Origin of the sequence: Rhizobium sp. BK196 (assembly GCF_014193255.1) — a bacterium.
Classification (GTDB): domain Bacteria; phylum Pseudomonadota; class Alphaproteobacteria; order Rhizobiales; family Rhizobiaceae; genus Rhizobium.
On record NZ_JACHZB010000006.1, the window covers coordinates 119503 to 143680 of the forward strand.

Consider the following 24178-nt stretch of genomic DNA (forward strand, 5'->3'; position numbering starts at 1 on the left):
GCGAGGCTGAGCGCCCGTCTTTGTGAAACCGCAAACAGCCGTGTGTCCCCTCCGGACGGGCCGCTCGCCGAGCGGGAATTTTCTTTGACCGATCTCAAAGAAGCGCCTGCCGCGGCTGGCTATCCTGCGCCCGCAAAGGAGACCTTATGAGCGACGCGCAAATTGGACTTTCGATAGCAACACCTGTCATCGTGATCTTCGCGATCATGCTTTACCGGATGGGCGTGCTGCAACGGACAGGTGTCGTGACCGCGGTCATCGCCGCGATCGCCATTGCCGCGAGCCTGTTTCTCCAGCGGTGAGCAATGACCCGCCCGACATCGGTATTTCACGAGCGTCGGTTCCTGCCGGGAGGTCGCCTTCGAGATGGACGAGGTTGAAGTCGTCGATCAGCACCTGAACGTCCACGCTCCAGCCCGCAATATCCGAAAGTGGCAGGTTTCTTGCAACCCATGTGCCATCGGCAGTATTTGTCAGGCCGTATTTGAGAGGCTCGATCCCACGCAATGTGTTACGCAGGCCCAGAGATACGCTTCTTGGCTGCATCGGATCGAATTCCGATGTCAGGATCGAAACGCGAATATCGGCCGTGCCGTCAGGCTGCGGCGTCATTTCGAGTTCCGCCATTGCCTTCTGCCCATGCAGATGGAGCGACACCGGCGGTTGGGCATGCGCGTATTGATACTGTTCAGGACCGGCGAAACGCCATAGCGAGGCGGCAGCGACGATCAAAAGTGCGAGCCCGATCTCACTGCCGATACTCCAGCGCAGCCTGCGCCGGGCGACAGGATCTCCCGCGAGCGCCGGAGCGGTCAACCAGAAGCGATTGTAAAGCGCCAGCATGCAGAGAACCGCAACAAGACCGACCTTGACGGCCAGCACGCGCGCAAACAGTGACGACCATGCGATCTCGATGCGGGGTATTTCCATCACTGCAAGCAGAAGTCCCGCCAGCAACATAAGGACGAAGGGGATCGGTATCAGGCGAGAGAAGAACCGCAGGGGACGCGGGTCTTCAGTAGACCGGCTGAGACTCATCAGCGGCGGCAGGCTGCCGATCCAGAAGAGCAAGACGGCAGCATGCAAGAAGATCGACGCCTGTGCGATGAAGCGCGGTTGCGCAATCGAACTATGGCCGGTCAGTGTGAAAGCGAGTGAGGCAATGACGAGTGCGGCGGCCGAAGCTAGACGCGCAGAGCGCGGATGACGGGCAAACGGCAAAACCGCAAGCACGATCGCCACAAGCTTGAGGCACTGGGCAACCCCAGTTTGGTCGGAAAAGACCTCGGCGATCGGCTCCAGGCCGCTCCAAACGAGGCCCACGCCAAGGTCGTCCAGTCCTTGCAGATAAAGTCCCGCCAGCACAAGCATGATCGCCATGGCCGTAAAGGTGGGGGATTGCCGGCGCGCGCCTGCCGGGGAGAACCAGCAATTGAAAAATGCGCCGCCGACGATAATGGCGAGACCGAGTGTTGAACCGATAGTAACGAGCCAGATGACGACATGCAGCGCCTTCGCCGATATATCGGAAACATCGCTGGAACGGGCCGACGGTTTGCCGACGTGAAAGACAATGGATCCGCCGATCGGATGGCCGTCCTCCGACACCACTCGGTAACTGAAGATTACTGTGCCGTCTGCGAGGGGATCGGGAAGGACCGCTTTGACTTCAGCACCTGTCGAGTTTGCTGAAATCCCTCTGGTCACTCCATCGGCGGCGACCATGCTGAAGCGAACGGCTCTCACCGCTTCGTTGAAACGCAGCAGGACCTTTTCCGGCGGCACGGCAAGAATATCGTTATTTGCGGGCGAGGATGCGATCAGGACAGCATGGGCGTCTGCCCCAGTCCCCAAAAGAAGGAACAGCCCCGCGACACGCGCGAGCAGGCAGAAGGCCGCCCATAGGGGGAAATTCCGCGCCATAGGCGACCCGTCCCTGGCCCGTCTCAGGAGTGAGGCTGCGCGACGATGTCGAAAAACGGCGCCGGCGTTTCATAATCATCGGATGTCTTGCCGGCCGCGGGAATGTCAATCCAGCGCTCGACCGCACCTTCGGCGCACTCCTGGACGACGGGGACATAAATTCGTGTCGCTGCGGGCAGTTCCTTCGCCACGGTGGCGCGAAAGATGAATTCGTCATATTCGTCGTCGGCAAGCTGGCCGCCTTGCCATACGATCTCGGTCAGGCCTTCCTTGACTGACTTGCCGTAGAGATCGTAGCTCTTTTCGTAGGTTCCGCGGATTTTTTCCACCGTCCAGCCCGCTTTGGGCATCGGTTTGGCAGACAGCAATCCTTCGGGGATTTTTACCCTAATCCGGACGGTTGCCTTGCCTTCGCAGCCGTGCCCCACGCGCAGCACGGCCTTGTAGGCCTTGCCGGATACCACTTCGGCCTGCTCGAGAGTGATATGGGCCTGCGCCGATCCGGCAATACAAAATATGCCCGCCATGGTGAGCGCCAAGTGTCTGATCATCACATGTCTCCTGGTCCGCAGGTGGGGCGCTTGGCGCCGCCACCTGTGAGGGCCTTGCATTATTGCGTGACCTGCGTGACCTGGCCGAGATCGGCATCAAGGCGTTTGCGCACCATGTTCGGAAGCTTAGCGGTCTTGATGGCTTCGAGGTTGGCCGGGTTGTCGCCAACCTGGATCAGCGCCACCATCCCCATGCCTGCGTGCGGCGTGCACTTGATGACATAGGCGCCGGGCACGTCGAACTTGGCCTGGTATTGCTCGCTCGGCTTGGATTTGAACTCAGCAGCCCCATCTGGAATAAGACCCTTGTAGGTCTCGACATTGTGGCTCTTGTCGGTCGGTACGAAGGTAACGGTGTCGCCGGGCGCGATCTTGACGAATCCCGGCTCGAAGACCATCGCGCCGTCAGCGCCCTTGTTGAGCATCTGGATCTGATGGTCGGCGGCCATGAGCGGCGCTGCCGATGTCATCAGAACCGCCGCGGCAGCGATCAGTCCAAATTTCAGACGCATTGCATTTCTCCTATCGTTCGGGGCCGATCTTGGCCTCGGCTGCGGTTGTAGGACATGCAAGCCCCTCACTCTTTGATGCCCGTCAAATTGGCGGTGCCAATTCAGGCGACAGGCGGCTCTCTTTGTCCGGTTTCGGCGACACGCAGGAAAACGGGAGAGCAGCGCTCAATCACGCTGATGACAGCATCCACGTTAAGGCAGGCGTGGATGCAGGTTTGCGTCGGCGAAACCGTCAAACGCGCGGCTGACAATCGGATTACTGGATTTTTTGGAGGGTTTATGCGCTCAAATCACCGGGCGTCGATGAGCTCACGTACTTTCAGAGCGAGGTCGCGCGCAGTATAGGGTTTTCGGAGCCATTGTGCGCGGGCGATGACCTCGTTTGCCGCCAGGGCCGGCTCCGAATATCCCGACGTGAAGAGCACGGCGAGGTCAGGCCGTTCGAGGCGGGCAGCTCTTGCCAGTTCGTCTCCGGTCATGCCGCCGGGCATGACGATGTCGGTGAACAAAAGAGCGACATCGGGCTCGTTCTTAAGCAATTCGAGCGCCCGGTGGCCGTTGTCTGCCTCGATCACCGAATATCCCATCCCGGCCAATCTGGCGACCGCAACTCTGCGGACGCGCGCGTCGTCCTCGACCACGAGAACACGTTCGTTGCCACCCGGCAGTGCCGCCTCGACCTTTTTATCGACTGCCGCCTCGTCCCCGGCACTGACGCTTGAAAGAGCCGGCAGGTAGATGCGGATCGTCGAGCCGCGACCGATCTCGCTATAGATCTGCAGGTGGCCCCCAGATTGCTTGACGAAGCCGTAGACCATGCTGAGGCCCAGTCCGGTTCCCGATCCCACTTCCTTGGTGGTGAAGAACGGCTCGATCGCGCGCTTCTTGACTTCCTCGCTCATTCCGACACCGGTATCGCTCATGGAGACGAGGACGAAATTGCCGCTGCGGACTTCCGGGTACATTTTTGCGTAGTCTGCATCGAGCCGCACACGTGAAACCTCGGTGGTCAAAGTGCCGCCTTTCGGCATGGCGTCGCGCGCATTGAGAGCGATGTTGAGGATCGCGTTCTGCAATTGAGAACTGTCGACCAGTACGTTGAAATCGGATCCTGAAAGGACAGTCGACAGTTTGATGTTTTCTCCGAGCGTCCTTCGCAACAGGTCCGAAAAGCCGGTGACGAGTTGGCCGAGATCGGCCTGCCTCGGGTTCAGCGGCTGGCGCCTGCCGAAGGCCAACAGCTGTCCCGTGAGCTTTGCGCCGTCGGCCGCCGCATCCTGTGCCTCCCGCAGCATGTCGCGCAGCGGGCCTGCCGGGAGCTTGTCCTCGATCATTTCGAGATTGCCGCTGATTACCGTTAGCAGATTATTGAAGTCGTGCGCCAGCCCCCCGGTCAGCTGACCCACGGCCTCCATCTTCTGGGCCTGGCGAAGGTCTTCCTCGATCTTGAACCTGCTGGTCAGATCGCGAACGAAACCGGTGAAGATCCGCTCGCCATTCGCCGTCGCCTCGCCGACATGGAGTTCCATCGGAAATTGACTGCCGTCGGCGCGCTGGCCCGTCACGACGCGACCGTACCCGATGATCCGCTTTTCACCTGTCTGAATATAATGGTCGATGTATCCGTCATGGGCTGCGCGGTAGGGTTCCGGCATCAGCCTTTTGACGTTATGGCCGCAGATTTCTTCCGAGCGGAAGCCGAAGAGCGTCTCGGCCGCCTTGCTGAACGACATGACGTTGCCGTGCTGGTCGATAACGACCATCGCGTCCGGCACCGTGTCGAGGATCGACGACAGGTGCGCCTCGCGCGCCCGTACGGCCTCTTCCGCCTTGCGCAGGGCGCTGACGTCGCTGTTTGCCTCGATGACGACCGGATCACCGTCGGGAAGATTGACAAGCACGCAACGCGTTGCAACGAATATGTCGCGACCGTTCTTGTGACGATGAACGACTTCGCCTTGCCAGAAGCCGCGCGTCGTCAAATGCGCGCGTATGGTCTCCATCGGCTCAGGGAAACGGGTATCGAGCAAACTGTAGACGGTCTCGCCCACGGCCTCTTCACGGGTCCAGCCGTACATCGTCTCACTGCCAATCGACCAATGGGTGATCGTTCCTTCGAGCCGGTGCACGATGATGTCTGCCCCGTCGAGAACATGCACGAGCGCGTCCAGTTCCTGGGGCGATGCAGTGCGCGGCGAGATCAGGCGGTGAGGCATGGGCATTGGTTCCGCAATCAGTGGACGCTACCCCTATGGCAGGTTCTTTCAGAAAAATCATCTACATTGCCCGACAATTGCGCGAGGCGGGCAAGGTTGACGATGCGCAGATTGTGGCGCCCATCCGGAACGACGATTTTCCTCTGGGCGAGCTTGCTGATCGAGCGCGAGACGGTCTCGATGGTCAGGCCGAGATAATCGGCGATGTCCTGCCGGCTCATCGGTACCTCGAGCAGTCCCTGGCGAAGCGACTGGTCGTCCCGGGTTGCAAGCTTCATGAGGAAGGTGCAGAGGCGTTCCTCGGCATTTTTCCTGGACAGGAGCACGAGCTGATCGTGGGCCGACGCAGTTTCCCGGCAGAGCAAGTTGATATAAGCCGGCCGCAGAAGCTCGGAACGCTCAATTTCTTCCTGGAACTGCTTGCGCGACAGGCGGCGGATCTTGCAGTCCGTCACGGCTTCGGCGGTAAAAAGGAAATCGCCCTGCAGGAAAGAGCCGACGACGTCGCCGGCGAAGTGAAAGGCGGTGATGACCCGGCGTCCGTCGCCGATGATGCGATGAAGACGCACGACCCCCTCGGTAATCTGGAACAGATGCCGTGCGGCATCCCCCTCCCAGCAGATCGCCTTTCCTGCTTCGACCGTTTCTGTGGCCGACGTCTGGAAAAGCGACGACAGCGAATTGCCCTGAACCGCTTTTGCGCCAAGATCGACGTTCTCGAATGCCTGTTGGCCCTGCATCAACATTCCAATGATCCCCGTGTCCGATTGAATGTGAGACCAATAGAAAGGCGTTCGGTCACAGCCGAATGAGCGGACGGTGCCAAAGGGTAAGGCTCTGTAACAGTCTGTAACAACGCACAAAGGCGAGGTTCCGTTGACCTGGATCAAGGAACGGGCGAGCTCTCCATGACACTCGTTCCTCAAAGTACGAGAAAGGCGACCGCCCTGTGGTCGTCTGCGCACTGGGGACGTCATCATGAACTACACTACGGAAACCATGGTGGTCGCCGTGGCAGCATTCCTGGCACTGCTTGGCGCTGCTTTCGCCCACGACCATCTATTCGCAATTCACATGGGAATACTGAGCTTCTGCCTTTTCGCGGGGACCGTGCTTCTTGTGAGAAACGTGGATTTCTCGCCTGCGGGCCGGCTGCCGAAAGCCGAGCCGTCCGGCTATTTCGACGAGGTCATCCGCTACGGTTTGATCGCCACCGTGTTCTGGGGCGTCGTCGGTTTCCTCGTCGGTGTCGTCATTGCGGCCCAATTGGCGTTCCCGGATCTCAACTTCGCTCCCTATCTGAATTTTGGCAGGCTCCGGCCCGTCCACACGTCTGCGGTGATCTTCGCCTTCGGCGGCAACGCGCTGATCATGACGTCTTTCTACGTCGTCCAGCGCACCTGTCACGCACGCCTCTTCGGTGGCAGTCTCGCCTGGTTCGTCTTCTGGGGTTATCAGCTCTTCATCGTCATGGCGGCGACCGGCTATGTTCTCGGTATTAATCAGGCGCGCGAATATGCAGAGCCTGAATGGTACGTCGATCTGTGGCTGACGATCGTCTGGGTCGCCTATCTCGCCGTCTTCCTCGGCACCATCCTGAAGCGCAAGGAGCCGCATATCTATGTGGCGAACTGGTTCTATCTCGGCTTCATCGTGACGATCGCGATGCTGCACGTCGTCAACAATCTCGCCGTGCCGGTCTCCTTCCTCGGCTCGAAGAGCTATTCGCTGTTTTCAGGCGTTCAGGACGCTCTGACGCAGTGGTGGTACGGCCACAACGCTGTCGGTTTCTTCCTGACTGCGGGTTTCCTTGGGATGATGTATTATTTCGTGCCCAAGCAGGCCAACCGCCCCGTCTATTCCTACCGGCTGTCGATCATCCATTTCTGGGCGCTGATCTTCATGTATATCTGGGCCGGGCCGCATCATCTCCACTATACCGCGCTCCCCGACTGGGCACAGACCCTCGGCATGGTCTTCTCGGTCATGCTCTGGATGCCCTCCTGGGGCGGCATGATCAATGGCCTGATGACGCTGTCGGGCGCCTGGGACAAGATCCGCACCGATCCCATCATCCGTATGATGATCGTCGCCATCGCCTTTTACGGCATGTCGACCTTCGAAGGCCCGATGATGTCGGTCAAGACCGTGAACTCGCTCAGCCACTATACCGAATGGACCATTGGTCACGTGCATTCGGGTGCACTCGGCTGGGTCGGCATGATCACCTTCGGTGCGATCTACTATATGACACCGAAGCTTTGGGGCCGCGAACGCCTCTACAGCCTGCGCATGGTCAACTGGCACTTCTGGCTCGCAACGCTCGGCATCGTCGTCTATGCGGCGGTCCTGTGGGTTGCCGGCATCCAGCAGGGCCTCATGTGGCGCGAATACAATTCCCAGGGTTTCCTCGTCTATTCCTTCGCCGAAACCGTCGCTGCGATGTTCCCCTATTACGTGCTGCGCACGCTTGGCGGTGGTCTCTATCTGGCCGGCGGCCTCGTGATGGCCTGGAACGTCTTCATGACCATCCGCGGCCATCTGCGCGACGAAGCCCAAATTCCTTCTGCCTACGTGCCGCAGGCACAGGCTGCCGAGTGAGGTGACACATGGCATCAATCCTGGACAAACATCAGATCCTCGAGAAAAACGCGACCCTTCTTCTGGTCGGCTCGCTGCTCGTGGTCAGTATCGGCGGTATCGTCGAAATCGCGCCGCTGTTCTATCTGCAGAACACGATCGAGAAGGTGGAGGGCATGCGTCCCTATACGCCGCTCGAGCTGGCAGGCCGCAACGTTTACATCCGTGAGGGCTGCTATCTCTGCCATAGCCAGATGATCAGGCCGTTCCGCGACGAGGTGGAGCGATACGGCCATTACTCGCTGGCCGCTGAATCCATGTACGACCACCCCTTCCAGTGGGGCTCGAAACGCACGGGTCCAGATCTTGCGCGTGTCGGCGGTCGTTACTCCAACGAGTGGCACGTCCAGCACCTGTCGGACCCGAGAGCCGTCGTGCCGGAATCGATCATGCCGAGCTATGCCTTCCTTAAGGAGCGCGAGGTCACCGTCAAGGATGTCGGCATGGACCTGAAAGCGAATGTCGATGTCGGCGTGCCCTATAGCGACGACATGATCGCCAGCGCGGAAGCGGACATGAAGATGCAGGCTGACCCCAACGCCGATACGACAGCGCTTCTCGCGCGATATCCCAAAGCCAAGGTCGGCGACTTCGATGGAGATCCGTCGAAACTCACCGAGATGGACGCCCTTGTGGCCTATCTGCAGATGCTCGGCACGCTCGTCGACTTCTCGACCTATGACGACGCCACCGGCTATCGATGAGGTGAAACATGGAAACCTACACCGCAATGCGGCACTTCGCCGACAGCTGGGGCCTTTTGGCAATGACGGCCTTCTTCATCGGAGCGATCATTTTTACGCTCCGTCCCGGCGGCAAGCAGGCCGCCATGGATGCCGCCAACATTCCTCTGAAGGATGATTGAGATGTCGGAAAAACATATTGATGAAATCAGCGGCGTCGAGACCACCGGCCACGAATGGGACGGCATCCGTGAATTGAACAATCCAATGCCCAGGTGGTGGGTCTGGACCTTCTATGCAACGATCCTGTGGGCGATCGGCTATGCCATCGCCTATCCGGCCATTCCGATGATCACATCGGCCACGAAAGGCTATTTCGGCTTTTCCAGCCGTGCCGAGCTGCAGCAGGACCTTGACCTCGCTAAGGCTTCCCAGATGAAATTCCAAGACATGATCGCCGCCAAGACCGTGCAGGAAATCGACGCCGACCCGGCGCTTCGCGAGTTCGCGATCGCTGGTGGCGCCTCGGCCTTCAAGGTCAACTGCGCTCCGTGCCACGGTTCGGGTGCAAGTGGCGGACCGGGTTTTCCCAACCTCAACGACGACGACTGGCTCTGGGGCGGCGACCTTGATTCCATCCAGACGACGATTGCCCACGGCATCCGCTTCGACAGCGATGCCGACACACACGTCTCCGAAATGCCGGCTTTCGCCGACATGCTCGACAAGGATCAGACCAGGCAGGTCGCAGCCTATGTCTGGAGCCTGACGAACAAGCCATCGGACGAGGCCCTAGCAGAAGCGGGTAAGCAGGTATTTCTCGACAACTGCGCAGCTTGTCACGGCGAGGATGCCAAGGGCAAGCCGGAGATGGGCGCACCTGATCTTGCCGATGCCATCTGGCTGAAGGGCAGGGGTGAGGATGCCATTATCCGTCAGGTCACGGCTCCGAAGCACGGTGTCATGCCGGCCTGGTCTGCGCGCCTCGGAGACACAACCGTCAAGGAACTCACCGTCTTCGTCCATGCGCTCGGCGGCGGCCAGTAAGAGGAGCCGACACGATGACGAACCATGACCATAATGCCCTCCTTGAACTCTATGGCATGCCGCGCGCTGTCATCCACGCGCGCGTGTCGATACGTGCAAAGGCCACTCCGCCGGCCTGCGAGCAGGAAGATCCAGCAAGGATCGGCAGTTCGATCGTAAGCTTGATCTGCCTCAAAGATCACAACCCGACGAGCCGCTAGATCTGCAAGCGAGGGCGTCCCAGCGGCTTTCCCCCGTTGTCCTCCAGGGCCGTGCCCACCTCTCGGGCGCGGCCCTTGCTATTTGAGCAAGCGCAAAGAACGGCCGCACTCAACAGCCTATGTCTGGCGATTGCGCGGGTCCTTCAGGGCTCACCCTGCCCGGCATGGCCTTCTCCCCGCAAACCACGTTCTTGACATGAATCAAGGATCGTCAGCGGGAAACGGAGGAGAAGGGCAGTCACAAACCGGAACAGGCCCATGAACCTCTACACAGCACCCGATCCCAAATCAGTGGAACGCGTCAATGCGGAGCCGGTCAACGCCCGCCGCAACCGTCAGCCGCTTTATGCGGCGCGCAAGAAGGTCTTCCCCAAACGGGTCGAAGGACGTTTCCGCCGGTTCAAATGGATCGTGATGCTGATCACGCTTGCGATCTATTATCTTGCGCCCTGGATCCGCTGGGATCGCGGACCCTATGCGCCCGATCAGGCGATTCTGATCGACCTGTCGTCGCGTCGTTTCTTTTTCTTCTTCATAGAGATCTGGCCGCAGGAATTCTACTATGTTGCCGGATTGCTGGTTATGGCGGGTTTCGGGCTGTTTCTCGTCACCTCGGCCGTTGGCCGCGCATGGTGCGGTTATGCCTGTCCGCAAACGGTCTGGGTCGACCTCTTTCTCGTCGTCGAGCGTGCCATCGAAGGCGATCGCAATGCCAGAATGAAGCTCGACGCCGGACCGTGGACCTTCGACAAGCTCCGCAAGCGCCTGCTCAAGCATGCGACCTGGCTTCTCATCGGCGTCTTCACCGGGGGTGCCTGGGTGTTCTATTTCGCCGATGCACCGACCCTCGTCAAAGGGGTTTTCACCGGGCAGGCTCCCGCTGTCGCTTACGCCACAGTGGCCATTCTGACAGCCACCACCTATGTCTTCGGCGGGCTGCTGCGGGAACAGGTGTGCACCTATATGTGCCCCTGGCCCCGCATCCAGGGTGCTATGCTCGATGAAAACTCGCTGGTCGTGACCTATAATGACTGGCGTGGGGAACAGCGCTCGCGCCACGCCAAGAAAACGCAAGCGGAGGGACAGGTCGCCGGCGACTGTGTCGACTGCAACGCCTGCGTCGCGGTCTGTCCAATGGGCATCGATATCCGCGATGGGCAGCAGATGGAGTGCATCACCTGCGCGCTCTGCATCGATGCCTGTGACAATGTCATGGACAAGATCGGCAAACCCCGCGGCCTAATCGCCTATGCGACGCTCAGCGAATATACCAGCAACATGAACATTGCCACCGCCGGAGGCAAGACGCCCGTCCAACCGGCGCTTGTCAGAAATCCGGACGGCTCCTTTGTCGACGGCATTCGCCACTTCAACTGGCGCATCATTTTCCGGCCTCGAGTTGTCTTCTATGCCGCCGTCTGGGCCTGCATCGGGATTGCCATGGTCGTGCATCTGTCGATGCGCGAACGACTGGAGCTCAATGTCGTTCATGATCGCAATCCGCAATATGTGCTGGAAAGCGACGGATCGATCCGCAATGGCTACACGCTGCGTGTTCTCAACATGGTTCCCTCGCCGCGCAAGATCGAACTGAGCCTGTCGGGCCTCGATGGCGCGACGATGCGCATTCCGGAGCTCGGCAAGGAGGAGGCACGTCAGTTCACCATCGATGCTGCCCCCGATGCCGCGACGACGCTGAAGGTGTTCGTAACCCGTAAGCCGACTGGCGACGCCGTCAACGAATTCCTCTTCTCGATCGAAGATACCGGCCATGCCGACCGCGCGACCTATCGCGCTGCATTCAACGCCCCAGGAGATGTCAGATGAGCACCCGCACACAAGGATTTACCGGAACGCATATGCTGCTGACGACCTGTGCCTTCTTCGGCGTGATCATCGCCGTCAACTTCACAATGGCCTGGTATGCCTCGTCGAGCTGGAGCGGGCTCGTGGTTGAAAACACCTATGTCGCCAGCCAGCAATTCAATGAGAAGGCTGCCGCCATGAAGGCTATGGCCGCCTCGGGGATCACAGGCAAGTTGTCGCTGCAGAGGGATGAAATCCATTACGACATCCGCAACAGGGACGGCTCGCCTGCTAATGTCGACGACGTCGTGGCCAACTTCAAACGGCCGGTCGGGGATCACGAGGATTTTCACGTTGCCCTGACCGAGCTTTCGCAGGGGCGGTTCGAGGCGGATCACGCGGTCGCGACAGGCGACTGGATCGTCGAGGTGACCTCGCGCCGCGGCGGCGAAATCGTCATGCACGAGGCTGTGCGAATCGACACTGCGGAGTTCGGCCAATGACCTGCTGCACTGTGGATGCAGACGGCGTCCTGGCAATGAGCACGACTTCCTTCAGCGCCGAGGAGATCGCACTCGCCAGCCACGCGCTCGGTGGCGGTCTTCGTCAACTCGATCTCAGCGTACCCGACGTCCACTGTGGCGCCTGCATATCGACCATCGAGCGGGCCTTGTCGGCTCTGCCCTATGTGCGCAAGGCCCGGGTGAACCTCACCTCAAGGCGCGTGAGCTGCGTTTATGCGGAGGAGATGGACAACAAGCTGGTCGATCCGACCGGCATCACTTCTGCGATCAGCGCGACCGGATACAGGGTCCATCTCTTCGCGCCGCTTGCGGCCGAAAGCGACAAGACACGGAATCAGCTTCTCCTTGCGGTCGGGGTTGCCGGCTTTGCGGCGGCAAACATCATGCTGCTGTCGGTCTCCGTCTGGTCCGGCGCGGATGCGGCAACGCGCGACATGTTCCATTGGATATCGGCGATGATCGCTGCTCCTGCCCTCGTCTATTCCGGTCGGTTCTTCTTTCGATCGGCCTGGAACGCGTTGAAGCGCGGGCGCACGAACATGGATGTGCCTATCTCGCTTGCCGTGACGCTCTCCTATGCGGTTTCGCTCTGGGAGACGATGCATCATGGCGAGCATGCCTGGTTCGATGCCACCGTGTCGCTGCTGTTCTTCCTTCTGATCGGCCGTACCCTCGACCACGTCATGCGCGAGAAGGCGCGCGCAGCGATCAACGGGCTGGCGCGGCTTGCCCCGCGTGGGGCGCTGGTGCTGGCAGCTGATGGTTCGAGACGCTACGTGGCGGTCGAGGAGATCGCCATCGGCGACGAGATTGCCGTGGCCGCCGGCGACCGCGTCCCCGTCGACGGTATCGTCGCCGGCGGCGAGAGTGATCTCGACCTGTCGATCGTAACCGGTGAGAGCAGCCCGGTGGCCGTCAAGCCTGGCACGGAAATCCATTCCGGAGCAATGAACCTGACAGGTTCGCTCACCGTTCGCGCTACCAAGCTCGCACGCAACTCGTTGCTTGCCGAGATCATTGGACTGATGGAGGCCGCGGAAGGCGGACGGGCGCGCTATCGGCGGATCGCCGACAGGGCCGCGGCGCTCTATTCGCCCGCCGTGCACCTGCTTGCGCTGGTGTCGTTTCTGGGTTGGGGGATCATCGGCGGAGACTGGAAGCAGGCGATGCTCGTCGGCGTCGCCGTTCTCATCATTACCTGCCCATGCGCTCTCGGACTGGCCGTTCCGGTCGTGCAGGTCGTTGCAGCCGGCGAGCTCTTTCGCAGGGGCGTCATGGTCAAGGACGGTTCGGCGCTCGAGCGGCTCGCCGAGGTCGACACCGTCGCCTTCGACAAGACCGGTACGCTGACGCTCGGGCGACCAAGGCTTGTGCGAACCGAGGCCGGCAATATCGGTGGCATAGCGATCGCAGCGGGACTTGCTCAGCATTCCAGGCATCCGCTCTCGCAGTCGCTTTCGCGTGAGGCAGTCGTGGCCGATCAGTTCGAGCGCGTGGTGGAGGTTGCAGGCGGCGGACTCGAAACCTCGCGCGGGAATATCGTCTACAGGCTCGGAAACGCGTCCTTCGCCTGCGGCGAGGCCGAGCCTGTGACATCAGACAGCCCGCTTTCCGAGGTCGTGCTTTCGGCAAACGGGGTGGCGCTGGCGCGCTTCTTCTTCGACGACACGCTTCGTCCGGGGGCAGGCGAGGCGCTGGCCGATCTGGAATCGGCCGGTTGCCAGACACTGATTTTCTCAGGCGACCGCCAGTCCGTCGTCGAAAGCACGGCACACAGGCTCGGCGTCGATCGCGCCCTTGGCGCACTGACACCGAAGCAGAAAGTGGACGCTTGTGAAGCCCTGCGAGAAGAAGGTCGCCGCGTTCTGATGGTTGGCGACGGCATCAACGATGCGCCCGCGCTCGCCGCAGCCCATGTCTCGATGGCGCCGTCCAGTGCTTCCGACATCGGACGCCAGGCGGCCGACCTCGTCTTCTTCAACGAGAGGCTCGATGCAGTCCCCGATGCGATCCGGATCGCCAGGCGCTCGGCCGCGCTCATCCGGCAGAATTTTGCGCTTGCGATCGGTTACAACATTCTTGCCGTGCCGATCGCGATCGCCGGCCTTGCGACACCGCTGATCGCTGCCGTGGCGATGTCCACCTCCTCGATCATCGTCGTCTCCAACGCCTTGCGTTTGAACGCGTTTACTGCCCGAAGCAATCCTCTGCCCGCCTCGGACAGGTCTGTCCGCCATGAGAGGGTTGAAGCCACATGAATATGCTGGTTTATCTCATCCCCATCGCGTTGTTCATGGGTGGCCTTGGGCTCGCTGCGTTCCTCTGGTCCCTGAAAAGCGGTCAGTACGACGATCTGGAGGGCGCCTCCTGGCGGGTGATCGCCGACGATGATTCCGATCCGACCGCGACGTGATCGCGTCAGCCGGGAAAAGCCGGACGCACTTCACGGACGAGAAGCTTGCTCAGTCCGATCTGTTCGACGGACTGAATCACGAAATGCGTGCCGCTCCAATCGCCGCGGCGTGGTAGGGTTGACACGAACGCTGGACAATTGCGGCGGCGCCCCACCCGATTTCACAAGGTCATCACCAGCTTTTCCTCGGAACCACAGCATAAGGCTGCACGGAGCGGTGGCGCAGGCCGAATTCCTGCGCTATCTGTTCGGCAGGGCGAAACAAGATCACGAGAGCAATGGAAGCGGACCGTATTCTGGTTGTCGATGACGACGCGCGGATCAGGCAGATGCTGGTGCGTTACTTCGAAGACAACGGATTTAAGGTGAACGCGGTCGCGAATGGTGCGGCGATGCGTTCCGAACTTGCCAAGGGCTCTTACGCGGCTATTTTTCTCGATCTGGTGCTCCCGAACGGCGAGAATGGCCTCGAATTGCTTCGGGAGCTTCGAAGCACGTCCGACGTGCCGGTCCTCATGCTGACCGGTCAGGACGATGTCACGGACAAGGTCGTCGGCCTCGAGGTCGGCGCCGATGATTACATCGCCAAGCCCTTTCATCTGAGGGAGCTGCTGGCTCGCCTGAGGACAATCCTGCGCCGCCGCACATCCTCGGACGCGACCCACGCCTCCAATGGAGAGGACGAAACGCTCGCTTTCGAAGGCTGGTCCCTCGATGTATCGCGAAGGCGATTGACTTCGCCCCAGGGCAGCGACGTTGCCTTGACGACGGGCGAGTTCGACATGCTGCTCGTTTTCGTGCGCAATCCCGGCCGAGTCCTTTCGCGCGAGACCCTCATGGATCTGACAAGGAACCGCAATCTCGAAGCCTTCGATCGCGCAATCGACGCCCAGATCGTCCGCTTGCGCAAGAAGATCGAGGATGATCCCAAGAGCCCGGATCTCATTCAATCGGTGCGGGGCGTCGGTTATGTCTTCACCGGTCGACCGGGACGAACTTCGAGATAATTGATTCTCGTCAATGTCCGTGCTGCGGCTCAGACTATGAGTTGAGCCATTATGGCTGCAACAATGACGATCTGGGTTCTTTTCGCGGTGATGACGACCGCAGCGACTGCCATTCTGCTTCATCCGCTTTCGACGGCAGGTCGGAAGGCTGCGAGCACCGACGCGGATGCCGGCAAGATCTACCGCGACCAGCTCTGTGAACTCGACGACGATATCGTCTCCGGACGCATTTCGTCGGACGAATACGAACTGGCCAGAGCGGAAACGGCGCGACGCCTGTTCAGGGCAGCGGACGACCACCGGGCAAGGCGGAGCGCCCAACGCCCTGGCAGATGGCTGAAACATGCTATCGCCGCGTTCTTGCCGTTGCTGAGCATCGCTCTTTACCTCTCGCTCGGCTCTCCCGATCTGCCATCCCGTCCGCTGGCCATGAGGCTTGCCGAGCCGGGTGAGGATCTCGCAATCCTCGTGAAGAAGATGGAGGATCACCTGGCCGATAGGCCTGAGGACGGGCGTGGATGGGACGTTATCGCTCCGGTCTATCTCAAGATGGGCAGGGTCGATGACGCGGCAAAAGCCTATCGAACCGCACTTCGCCTCGGTGGAACCAATGTTTCCCGCCTGGAAGGACTGTCGGAAACGCTCATGGCCACCTCAAAGGGCATGGTGACGGCAGAGGCCTTAGGTGAGCTCAAACAGATCCTCACGCTTGAGCCGAACAACCCGCGTGCCCGTTTTTACGTTGCCCTGAGCATGGAGCAGGCGGGGCGGCCGGAAGAGGCGCGGGGCGCCTTCGAGGCGCTGGCCAAGCAATCGTCTGCCGATGCCCCCTGGCTGCCGCTGGTCAACGAGCATATCGCCAGGAACGGCGGCACGGCGGTAGCAGGGCAAGTGCCGCCTGCCGCCCCACCGTCCGTTCCGGGCGGCCCGACTTCCGAGGATGTGGCCGCAGCTGAGACGATGAGTAGCGGCGATCGGCAGCAGATGATCCGCGCCATGGTGGAAAGCCTGGATGCCAAACTGACCGCCGATCCTGATAATTTCGAGGGCTGGATGCGTCTTGTCCGCTCTTACGCCGTTTTAGACGATAAGGATCGCGCCGCGGCTGCCGTAAAGCGCGGGCTTGCCGCCTTCCCGGCATCGGGGGAAGAGGGCAGGCAGCTTTTGGCGCTGGCAAAGGAACTCGGCATCGCCACGGAATCGAGTGCCACGGAAGGAAAGAGCAGATGACGCGCAAGCAGAAACGCCTGGCGGTGATTGCCGGCGGCATGAGCTTCATCCTTGTCGCCGTGCTGCTCGTGATGTTCGCCTTCAGCCAGTCGGTCGCCTATTTCTACATGCCCGGCGATCTCGCCAAGACGCCGGTGGCGCCGGGCACCCGCATCCGCCTCGGCGGGCTGGTGGGAGCAGGCAGCGTCCTGCGCGGCGAGGGCTCGGTGGTACGCTTTGCGGTGACCGACCCGAGCGGTGAGATCGTCAATGTCCGCTACCAGGGCATCCTGCCGGACCTGTTCCGCGAGGGGCAGGGGGTGGTGACCGAAGGCACCTTCGAGACCGGCAGCAACGTCTTCACCGCCGATACCGTGCTTGCCAAGCATGACGAGACCTATATGCCGAAGGACGTGGCCGACAGGCTGAAGGCGCAGGGCCTCTGGGAAGAGGGCAAGGGGGCCGCACCGCAAGGCGAGGCAGCAAAGGGCCAGGAAGCCCAGGGGCAACAGACAAGGGCAACGCCATGATCATCGAGATCGGCCACTATGCGCTGGTTCTGGCGCTCGCAACGGCAATCGTCCTGTCGCTCGTGCCCGTCATCGGTGCCAGGCGCGGCGATCAGGCGATGATGGATGTCGCGCCCTTGGGCTCCGTCCTGCTCTTTGCCCTCGTCGCCTTCTCCTTCGGCGTGCTCACCTATGCGCATGTCGTCTCCGACTTCTCCGTTCAGAACGTCTGGGAGAACTCGCATTCGCTGGTGCCGCTGATCTACAAATATTCCGGCGTCTGGGGCAATCACGAGGGCTCGATGATGCTCTGGCTCTTGATCCTGGCCCTGTTCAGCGCGCTGGTGGCGATCTTCGGGCGCAATCTGCCGGAGACGCTGAAGGCCAATGTTCTCTCGGTCCAGGCCTGGATCTCGGTCGCCTTCATCCTCTTCATCCTTCTAACCTCCAATCCCTTTGCCCGCCTCGATCCGGCCCCCGCCGAGGGCCGGGATCTCAACCCGGTGCTGCAGGATGTCGGGCTGGCCATCCATCCGCCGCTGCTCTATCTCGGCTATGTCGGCTTCTCCGTCTGCTTCTCCTTTGCCGTCGCCGCCCTCTTGGATGGCCGCATCGATGCTGCCTGGGCGCGCTGGGTGCGGCCCTGGACGCTGGCGGCCTGGACCTTCCTGACGCTTGGCATCGCCATGGGCTCCTACTGGGCCTATTACGAACTCGGCTGGGGCGGCTGGTGGTTCTGGGATCCGGTGGAGAACGCCTCCTTCATGCCCTGGCTTGCCGGCACGGCCCTGTTGCACTCGGCCCTCGTCATGGAAAAGCGCGAGGCCTTGAAGATCTGGACGGTGCTGCTGGCGATCCTCACCTTCTCGCTGTCGCTGATGGGCACCTTCCTGGTACGCTCCGGTGTCCTGACCTCGGTGCATGCGTTCGCCAGCGACCCGAGTAGAGGCGTCTTCATCCTCTGTATCCTCCTGATCTTCATCGGCGGGGCGCTGTCGCTGTTTGCCTTGCGCGCGCCGCTGCTCTCGGCCGGCGGGTTGTTTGCGCCGATCTCGCGCGAGGGGGCGCTCGTCGTCAACAACCTGATCCTGACGGTTGCCTGCGGCACGGTGCTAACAGGCACGCTCTATCCGCTGGTCCTGGAAACGCTGACCGGCGACAAGATCTCCGTCGGCCCGCCCTTCTTCAATCTCACCTTCGGCCTGCTGATGACGCCGCTTCTGGTGATCGTGCCCTTCGGGCCACTGCTTGCCTGGAAGCGCGGCGATCTGCTCGGCGCGCTGCAGCGGCTCTATGTCGTGGCCGGTCTCGTGTTTGTAACAGCACTCGTCTTCTTCTACATCCAGCACGGCGGTCCGGTCATGGCCGTGCTCGGCCTTGCCGCCGGCCTGTTCCTGATCTTAGGCGCTATCGCCGATCTCTGGTATCGCGCCGGCATCGGCAAGGTGAAGGCGGGTATCGCCTGGCGACGGTTGACCGGCCTGCCGCGCTCGGCCTTCGGCACCGCCCTTGCCCATGCCGGGCTTGGCGTCACCGTGCTCGGCATCGTCGCGGTCACCACCTTCCAGACCGAACATGTGGTCGAGATGAAGCAGGGCCAGTCGACGGAAGCCGGCGGCTACAGTATCGTCTTCGATGGCATTGAGCCGGCGACCGGCCCGAACTATAGCGAGGACCGCGGCCACTTCTCGATCCGCCGGGGCGGCGCAGAGATTGCCGATGTCTGGTCGGCCAAGCGGCTCTATACTGCCCGCCAGATGCCGACGACGGAGGCGGGTATTCTCACGTTCGGGCTCAGCCAGCTCTATGTGTCGCTCGGCGACGCGACGAAGGATGGCGGCATTGTCGTGCGCATCTGGTGGAAGCCGTTCATTCTCTGCATCTGGGGTGGAGCGCTCATCATGGCGACAGGCGGCTTCGTGTCGCTGACCGACCGGCGCCTGCGGGTCGGAGCGCCGAGCCGGAAGGGGAAGGCAAAGCCAGCCAAGCCGGCAGCACCCGCCATGGAGCCGGCGGAATGATCAAGCGTTTCCTGCTTGCTCTGACCCTGATCCTCTCGGCGGCACCAGCCTTCGCCGTCAACCCCGACGAGATGCTCGCCGATCCCGCGCTTGAGGCCCGGGCGCGAACACTGTCGGCGGAACTGCGCTGCATGGTCTGCCAGAACCAGTCGATCGACGATTCCAATGCCGATCTCGCCAAGGACCTGCGCCTTCTCGTGCGCGAGCGCATCACCGATGGCGACAGCGACGACGAGGTGCTGAACTACATCGTCTCGCGCTACGGCGAGTTCGTGCTCTTGAAGCCACGTTTCAGTGTGCGCACGCTGCTGCTCTGGGGTGCCCCCATGCTGCTGATCCTCGCCGGCGGGGCGTCGCTCATCGTCTTTGCCCGCAAACGGGCCGGCAAACCCACCGGCAGCAAGCTGACGGCCGAAGAACAGGCAAGGCTCGACGAGTTGCTGGATCCGACACAGCGACTTTGATGGAGGTCAAGGTCAGCCCGTCCGATCCGTCCTACTCTCACGGCATCAGATGTTTCCGGAAAGGAAGGTGGCTCATGCAGGCCAAGGACATTATGACGAGCAACGTCGTTTCGATCAGCCCGGAGGCAGGGATTCGTCACGCCGCCGCAGTGATGATGCAAAACAACATCAGCGGGCTGCCCGTGGTTGATGACGAGGGGCGGGTTTGCGGGATTCTGACCGAAGGCGATCTATTGCTGCGCCGGGAGATCCGGCTTGCGCCGCGTATTGCGCGCACTGCGGAAGTCACCTCCGATGTCGATCTGGACCGGTACATCCGCGGCAACGGCTGGTCCGTCAGAGATATCATGTCACGCGACGTTATCGTCGCCAGCCCGGACAGTGAGGTCTCCGATATTGCCGAGAGCCTTGAAATTCATCGCATCAAGCGTATTCCGATCGTCGATGCCGGACGGCTCGTAGGTGTTGTCAGCCGGCGCGATATTCTCGCTTTGATAACAGACGCGCCGACGCTCCGGTTGCCGCGTGAGGATGATGCGATCCTGCTCGCTGTTCGCACACGGCTCAAATACGATCTCGGCCTGACGCCGCAAAAGATCCGCGTTTCTGTACGCAATGGGCAGATCAAGCTCGAAGGGAATGTGGAAACCGATTTGCAGCGCCGGGCCGTCCTGGCGCTCGTTGAAAATCTCGGCTCAGGGGGCTGCCTTGATCGGTTGCAGCTTGTCGCCGGTTCAGATGCGGAAAAACGGTCGCAACCAGCTTGAGGTTAGAATCATCTTCCGGGCAGAGCTTGGGATGGGCCAAAGGTGATCTGTGGCTCTCTCAGCCGATTTTAGACGAAGGAGCTTTCGGTCAGCCGCCGGCGGCCAACGCCGCGTCGATTGCGGGACCAAGGCCGGCCGACAGGACCTTTTCGTCAAGGGGACCGATCTGCTTGAAGAGGATTCGGCCGTCGCGGCCGATGACGAAAGTCTCGGGCACGCCATAGACACCCCAATCGATGGCCTCCCTTCCGGTCTGATCGACGCCGACGGCAGCATAGGGATTTCCATTGTCGCGCAAGAAGGTCAGGGCGTTACTGCTGTCGTCCTTGTAATTGCTGCCTATCAGCTCGATACGCGGGTCCTTGGACAGCCGCATGAGCGCAGCATGTTCCTGCCGGCAAGGGACGCACCAGGACGCGAATACGTTGACGATTGCGACCTTGCCTGAGAGCCCGCTGTTCTGAAGTCGGGGAGACTGCAAACCGGCGAGCGGCGGCAGATCGATTGCAGGATGTGTCTGACCGATCAGCACGGAGGGGAGGGTGGAGGGCGAATAACCCTCCATCGCCTCCCGATAAAGCATGCGCCCGGCGGCTCCGGCGATCGTAGCAAAGACGAACAGTGGCACAGCTGCCAAGAGATAACGGCGCACCTAGCGCGCCTCGTGACGAGCGCGAGACCTAGTCTGCGCCAACACCTCGACCTGGCGCCGATAGGTGCGGCCGCGAAACCAGGTCGTCACGCTGATGACGATTGCGACGGAGAATGCGACGGCATAGGCTGTCAGCACATAGTCCTGATGTGTCATTTCAATTCTCCCTTTGTGCTGCGGCCCGTGCGGCCAAGCGGCGATGCGATATGAGTTTGCGCCGCCAGATTTCGTTCCTGATCGAAGCAAGATGAAGGGTAAGAAACAGTGCTGCGAAAGCTAGCCCCATGGTTAAGAGGGGGCGAAGGAATTCAATGTCCAGAGCGGGGCCATTCAGCCTGAGCACGCTTGTCGGCTGATGCAGAGTGTTCCACCAATCGACCGAGAACTTGATGATCGGAATGTTGACGAAGCCCACCAGAATGAGGACCGCCGTGACGCGCGCGGCGCGCGTCGGCTCGTCGATCGCGCGATTGATCGCCAACAGGCCAAGATACATCAGGAAAAGCACGAACATCGAGGTCAGACGTGCGTCCCAAACCCACCAGGTTCCCCACATCGGCTTGCCCCAGATGGCGCCGGTGACGAGCGAAACGAAGGTAAAGGCGGCGCCGATTGGCACAGCAGCGCGCGCGGCGACGTCGGCAAGCGGATGGCGCCATACTAGGGAGCCGATGGCGTTTGCTGTCATCACCGTATAGCAGAACATTGCCATCCATGCCGCCGGGACATGGACATACATGATCCTGACGGTTTCACCCTGCTGGTAATCGCCATCGGAAACGAAACTCAGATACAGTCCGGCAGCGAAAATGAGGGCAGTGACTATCGAAAGCCCGGGCAAGGCCCGATCTGCCAGTTCCAGGAATCTGGCGGGCTGTGCAAGCCCGGTGATGTTGTCTTTGATGCGTCTGACGTAGGCCATGGCCCGCTTTAACCTCCAACGCCAACAGGTTAATTGACCCGGATCAAACTGCGACCATTGGTGCGGTTGTCGCCTCGTTCACTCTCCTACTATGACGCTCCGAGCCCGGGCTGCCGGTGCGGCAGACTTGCCGCGACGTTTTGCGGGACCTTCTGCCGCGGCAATGCTCCTGCGGAACTCATCGATAATTGATCGCGGTCAAAGACGATTGTCGCACAAGTGCCAAAAAGGAGGCATTCCAGTTCAGGAGACCGCCGCCTTGATGATTGCCGCGCACGACCGATCCGCTACTCCTCCCGCTGACGTGACTGCGGGCTCCAGGCCGCAGCCCGGGAAAAAGAAGCATGCCGTCTCCGGCCTCGTCCGGTTGCTGCCTTTGCTGCGGCCTCACCGGGGCGTGGTACTATTGGCAGTCACTCGCTCTCGGCCGCGGCGGTGATCTCGCTTGCATTGCCGATGGCTGTCCGCCGCATGATCGACCATGGTTTCGGACAGTCCGACGGTGGGTTCATCAATAGCTATTTTCTGATGCTTCTCACGCTTGCGGTCGCACTCGCCGTCGCAAGCGCCTGCCGCTATTACTTCGTCACGACACTTGGTGAGCGCATCGTCAGCGATCTGCGTGTGAAGGCTTTCCGGAATGTGACGCGGCTGCCGGCCAGCTTTTTTGACGCCAACAAATCCGGCGACATCGCATCGCGGCTGACGGCGGATGCCGCGCAAATCAAGTCCGCACTCAGCCTCGCAGCATCGGTAGCCTTACGTAATTCGCTGCTGTGCTTGGGCGCGCTGGTGATGATGTTCGTCACGAGCCCCGGCCTTTCCGCCATCACATTGGGTGCCATTCCGCTCGTGGTCGCACCGCTCGTCCTTTTCGGCCGCTCGGTTCGCAAAAAATCGCGTGCAGCCCAGGACGCGCTTGCGACCGCATCCGCCTTCGCCAGCGAAATGATTGCCGGAAGCCGGACGGTGCAGGCCTTCAACGGAGAGGCGGCTGCCAGCAAGAGATATGCTGATGACGTCGAAATGTCCTACCGCAGCGCCGCTTTCGCCGCCCGCTCTCGCGCGTTCCTGACCGCTGTCGCCATTGCCTTGATTTTTGGAAGCGTCGTCGGGGTCCTTTGGATCGGCGCCCACAATCTGCTTTCCGGAATGCTGTCGGCCGGAAGCCTCAGTCAATTCCTGCTCTATTCCGTCATTGCCGCAGGATCGTTGGGTTCGCTCTCGGAGGTCTGGGGTGAACTGGCGCAGGCTGCGGGTTCTGCCGAACGGCTTTTCGAATTGCTCGATGAAGATGCCGGCGAGAGTGAACAGGCCTCCCGTGTTGCGCTCAGCCAACCCGCAAAAGGCGCGATCGAAATCCGAAACCTGCATTTCGCCTATCCGGGCACTCCGGACAGGCACGTTCTCACAGGTCTCTCGATGACTATCCGGCCCGGTGAGACAGTAGCGCTTGTGGGTGCTTCCGGCTCGGGAAAGAGCACGATCTTTTCGCTCCTGCTCGGTTTCTACAACGATTATGTCGGCAATATTTTGCTGGATGGCTGCGATGTGCGCACGACCGCCACCGCCGCGGTGCGAAGGGAAATCGCTATCGTACCGCAGGACGTGACCATATTTGCGACGAGTATCGCAGAGAATATCAGTCTCGGACGACCCGACGCGTCGCAGGACGAGATCGTGGCTGCGGCCACGATGGCGAGGGCGCATGGTTTCATTTCCGAGCTGCCGGACGGCTATCGCACCGTGGTCGGCGAGCGTGGCCTGACGTTGTCCGGCGGACAGCGGCAAAGACTAACAATCGCCCGCGCGGTCCTGAAGAACGCGCCGATCCTTCTGCTGGACGAGGCGACGGCATCCCTCGACGCAGAGAACGAAATGCTGGTGCAAAGGGGGCTCGACGGGCTGATGTGCAATCGCACGACGATCGTGATTGCGCACCGGCTTGCTACGGTCCTCAAGGCGGACCGAATTCTGGTGATCGATGGCGGCCGGGTGATCGAGGAGGGAACACATGCCGCTCTGATCCGCAAGGGCGGAGCATATTCCAAGCTTGCCGAACTTCAGTTCGATCTCTCGGGTTCGGCAGCCTTGGAGCATGACGCGGCGTGA

Annotated in this window: 24 protein-coding genes and 1 pseudogene; 17 read left to right on the top strand and 8 right to left on the bottom strand. The window is 61.0% G+C overall.

What is annotated here, in order from left to right:
• The first annotated feature begins 146 nt into the window (after positions 1-146).
• Positions 147-302, top strand: a complete 156-nt coding sequence (locus tag FHT78_RS20050) for a hypothetical protein (RefSeq protein ID WP_007823775.1) — start codon at positions 147-149, stop codon at positions 300-302.
• Here the strand turns inward: FHT78_RS20050 and FHT78_RS20055 are convergent.
• The 5 genes from FHT78_RS20055 to FHT78_RS20075 form a co-directional block, all read right to left on the bottom strand.
• Positions 256-1923 (bottom strand): copper resistance protein CopC, encoded by a 1668-nt coding sequence (locus FHT78_RS20055; protein WP_183747926.1) that lies wholly within the window; start codon positions 1921-1923, stop codon positions 256-258. The genes FHT78_RS20050 and FHT78_RS20055 overlap by 47 nt on opposite strands.
• 23 nt (positions 1924-1946) lie before the next feature.
• Positions 1947-2474 (bottom strand): DUF1775 domain-containing protein, encoded by a 528-nt coding sequence (locus FHT78_RS20060; RefSeq protein WP_183747929.1) that lies wholly within the window; start codon positions 2472-2474, stop codon positions 1947-1949.
• Positions 2475-2533: 59 nt separating this feature from the next.
• A complete protein-coding gene (locus tag FHT78_RS20065) occupies positions 2534-2986 on the bottom strand; it encodes a pseudoazurin (protein WP_183747932.1) in 453 nt (150 codons plus the stop codon).
• Positions 2987-3276: 290 nt separating this feature from the next.
• Positions 3277-5202 (bottom strand): PAS domain-containing sensor histidine kinase, encoded by a 1926-nt coding sequence (locus tag FHT78_RS20070; RefSeq protein WP_183747935.1) that lies wholly within the window; start codon positions 5200-5202, stop codon positions 3277-3279.
• A 17-nt stretch (positions 5203-5219) separates the two neighbouring features.
• Entirely contained in the window at positions 5220-5948 is a 729-nt protein-coding gene (locus tag FHT78_RS20075) for a helix-turn-helix domain-containing protein (RefSeq protein ID WP_183747938.1), read from the bottom strand.
• Between the two features lie 232 nt (positions 5949-6180).
• Between FHT78_RS20075 and ccoN the strand changes: the two genes are divergently transcribed.
• From ccoN to FHT78_RS20145, 15 genes are all read left to right on the top strand, one after another.
• Positions 6181-7803 carry a cytochrome-c oxidase, cbb3-type subunit I gene (gene ccoN / locus FHT78_RS20080; protein ID WP_183747941.1) on the top strand — a complete coding sequence of 541 codons (1623 nt, stop codon included), beginning with the start codon at positions 6181-6183 and terminating at the stop codon, positions 7801-7803.
• Between the two features lie 8 nt (positions 7804-7811).
• Positions 7812-8546: a cytochrome-c oxidase, cbb3-type subunit II gene (gene ccoO / locus FHT78_RS20085; protein WP_183747944.1), complete on the top strand. Its 735-nt coding sequence runs from the start codon at positions 7812-7814 to the stop codon at positions 8544-8546.
• A gap of 8 nt (positions 8547-8554) precedes the next feature.
• The gene (locus FHT78_RS20090; protein ID WP_183747946.1) at positions 8555-8707 is read left to right on the top strand and encodes a cbb3-type cytochrome c oxidase subunit 3; all 153 of its coding nucleotides are present in this window, start codon (positions 8555-8557) and stop codon (positions 8705-8707) included.
• Position 8708: 1 nt separating this feature from the next.
• A complete protein-coding gene (ccoP, locus tag FHT78_RS20095) occupies positions 8709-9572 on the top strand; it encodes a cytochrome-c oxidase, cbb3-type subunit III (protein WP_183747948.1) in 864 nt (287 codons plus the stop codon).
• A gap of 14 nt (positions 9573-9586) precedes the next feature.
• Positions 9587-9772, top strand: coding sequence for a hypothetical protein (locus FHT78_RS29400; protein WP_183828054.1), 186 nt, complete (start codon positions 9587-9589; stop codon positions 9770-9772).
• Positions 9773-10030: 258 nt separating this feature from the next.
• Positions 10031-11599: a cytochrome c oxidase accessory protein CcoG gene (gene ccoG, locus FHT78_RS20100; protein WP_183747950.1), complete on the top strand. Its 1569-nt coding sequence runs from the start codon at positions 10031-10033 to the stop codon at positions 11597-11599.
• Entirely contained in the window at positions 11596-12081 is a 486-nt protein-coding gene (locus FHT78_RS20105; protein WP_183747952.1) for a FixH family protein, read from the top strand. Before ccoG ends, FHT78_RS20105 begins: the two co-directional genes overlap by 4 nt.
• Positions 12078-14360, top strand: a complete 2283-nt coding sequence (locus tag FHT78_RS20110; protein ID WP_183747953.1) for a cation-translocating P-type ATPase — start codon at positions 12078-12080, stop codon at positions 14358-14360. The genes FHT78_RS20105 and FHT78_RS20110 overlap by 4 nt, the downstream gene beginning before the upstream one ends.
• Positions 14357-14515: a cbb3-type cytochrome oxidase assembly protein CcoS gene (gene ccoS, locus FHT78_RS20115; RefSeq protein ID WP_183747955.1), complete on the top strand. Its 159-nt coding sequence runs from the start codon at positions 14357-14359 to the stop codon at positions 14513-14515. The genes FHT78_RS20110 and ccoS overlap by 4 nt, the downstream gene beginning before the upstream one ends.
• Before the next feature lie 278 nt (positions 14516-14793).
• Positions 14794-15522: a response regulator gene (locus tag FHT78_RS20120; protein WP_183747957.1), complete on the top strand. Its 729-nt coding sequence runs from the start codon at positions 14794-14796 to the stop codon at positions 15520-15522.
• 63 nt (positions 15523-15585) lie between these two features.
• Positions 15586-16752, top strand: coding sequence for a c-type cytochrome biogenesis protein CcmI (gene ccmI, locus FHT78_RS20125; RefSeq protein ID WP_183748371.1), 1167 nt, complete (start codon positions 15586-15588; stop codon positions 16750-16752).
• Positions 16749-17261 carry a cytochrome c maturation protein CcmE gene (gene ccmE, locus FHT78_RS20130; RefSeq protein ID WP_183747960.1) on the top strand — a complete coding sequence of 171 codons (513 nt, stop codon included), beginning with the start codon at positions 16749-16751 and terminating at the stop codon, positions 17259-17261. Before ccmI ends, ccmE begins: the two co-directional genes overlap by 4 nt.
• Positions 17258-19261 (top strand): heme lyase CcmF/NrfE family subunit, encoded by a 2004-nt coding sequence (locus FHT78_RS20135; protein ID WP_183747963.1) that lies wholly within the window; start codon positions 17258-17260, stop codon positions 19259-19261. Before ccmE ends, FHT78_RS20135 begins: the two co-directional genes overlap by 4 nt.
• Positions 19258-19725 carry a cytochrome c-type biogenesis protein gene (locus tag FHT78_RS20140; RefSeq protein WP_183747966.1) on the top strand — a complete coding sequence of 156 codons (468 nt, stop codon included), beginning with the start codon at positions 19258-19260 and terminating at the stop codon, positions 19723-19725. The genes FHT78_RS20135 and FHT78_RS20140 overlap by 4 nt, the downstream gene beginning before the upstream one ends.
• A 74-nt stretch (positions 19726-19799) precedes the next feature.
• Positions 19800-20492 (top strand): CBS domain-containing protein, encoded by a 693-nt coding sequence (locus tag FHT78_RS20145; protein ID WP_183747968.1) that lies wholly within the window; start codon positions 19800-19802, stop codon positions 20490-20492.
• Positions 20493-20580: 88 nt separating this feature from the next.
• On the opposite strand, the gene FHT78_RS20150 is transcribed toward FHT78_RS20145, so the two are convergent.
• The 3 genes from FHT78_RS20150 to FHT78_RS20160 are packed head-to-tail and all read right to left on the bottom strand — an operon-like array spanning position 20581 to position 22066.
• Positions 20581-21144, bottom strand: a complete 564-nt coding sequence (locus FHT78_RS20150; RefSeq protein ID WP_183747971.1) for a DsbE family thiol:disulfide interchange protein — start codon at positions 21142-21144, stop codon at positions 20581-20583.
• Positions 21145-21300 carry a heme exporter protein CcmD gene (locus tag FHT78_RS20155; RefSeq protein WP_183747974.1) on the bottom strand — a complete coding sequence of 52 codons (156 nt, stop codon included), beginning with the start codon at positions 21298-21300 and terminating at the stop codon, positions 21145-21147.
• Position 21301: 1 nt separating this feature from the next.
• Positions 21302-22066, bottom strand: coding sequence for a heme ABC transporter permease (locus FHT78_RS20160; protein ID WP_183747976.1), 765 nt, complete (start codon positions 22064-22066; stop codon positions 21302-21304).
• A gap of 262 nt (positions 22067-22328) precedes the next feature.
• Here FHT78_RS20160 and FHT78_RS20165 point away from each other — a divergent pair.
• A pseudogene (locus tag FHT78_RS20165) lies at positions 22329-24178 on the top strand (ABC transporter transmembrane domain-containing protein).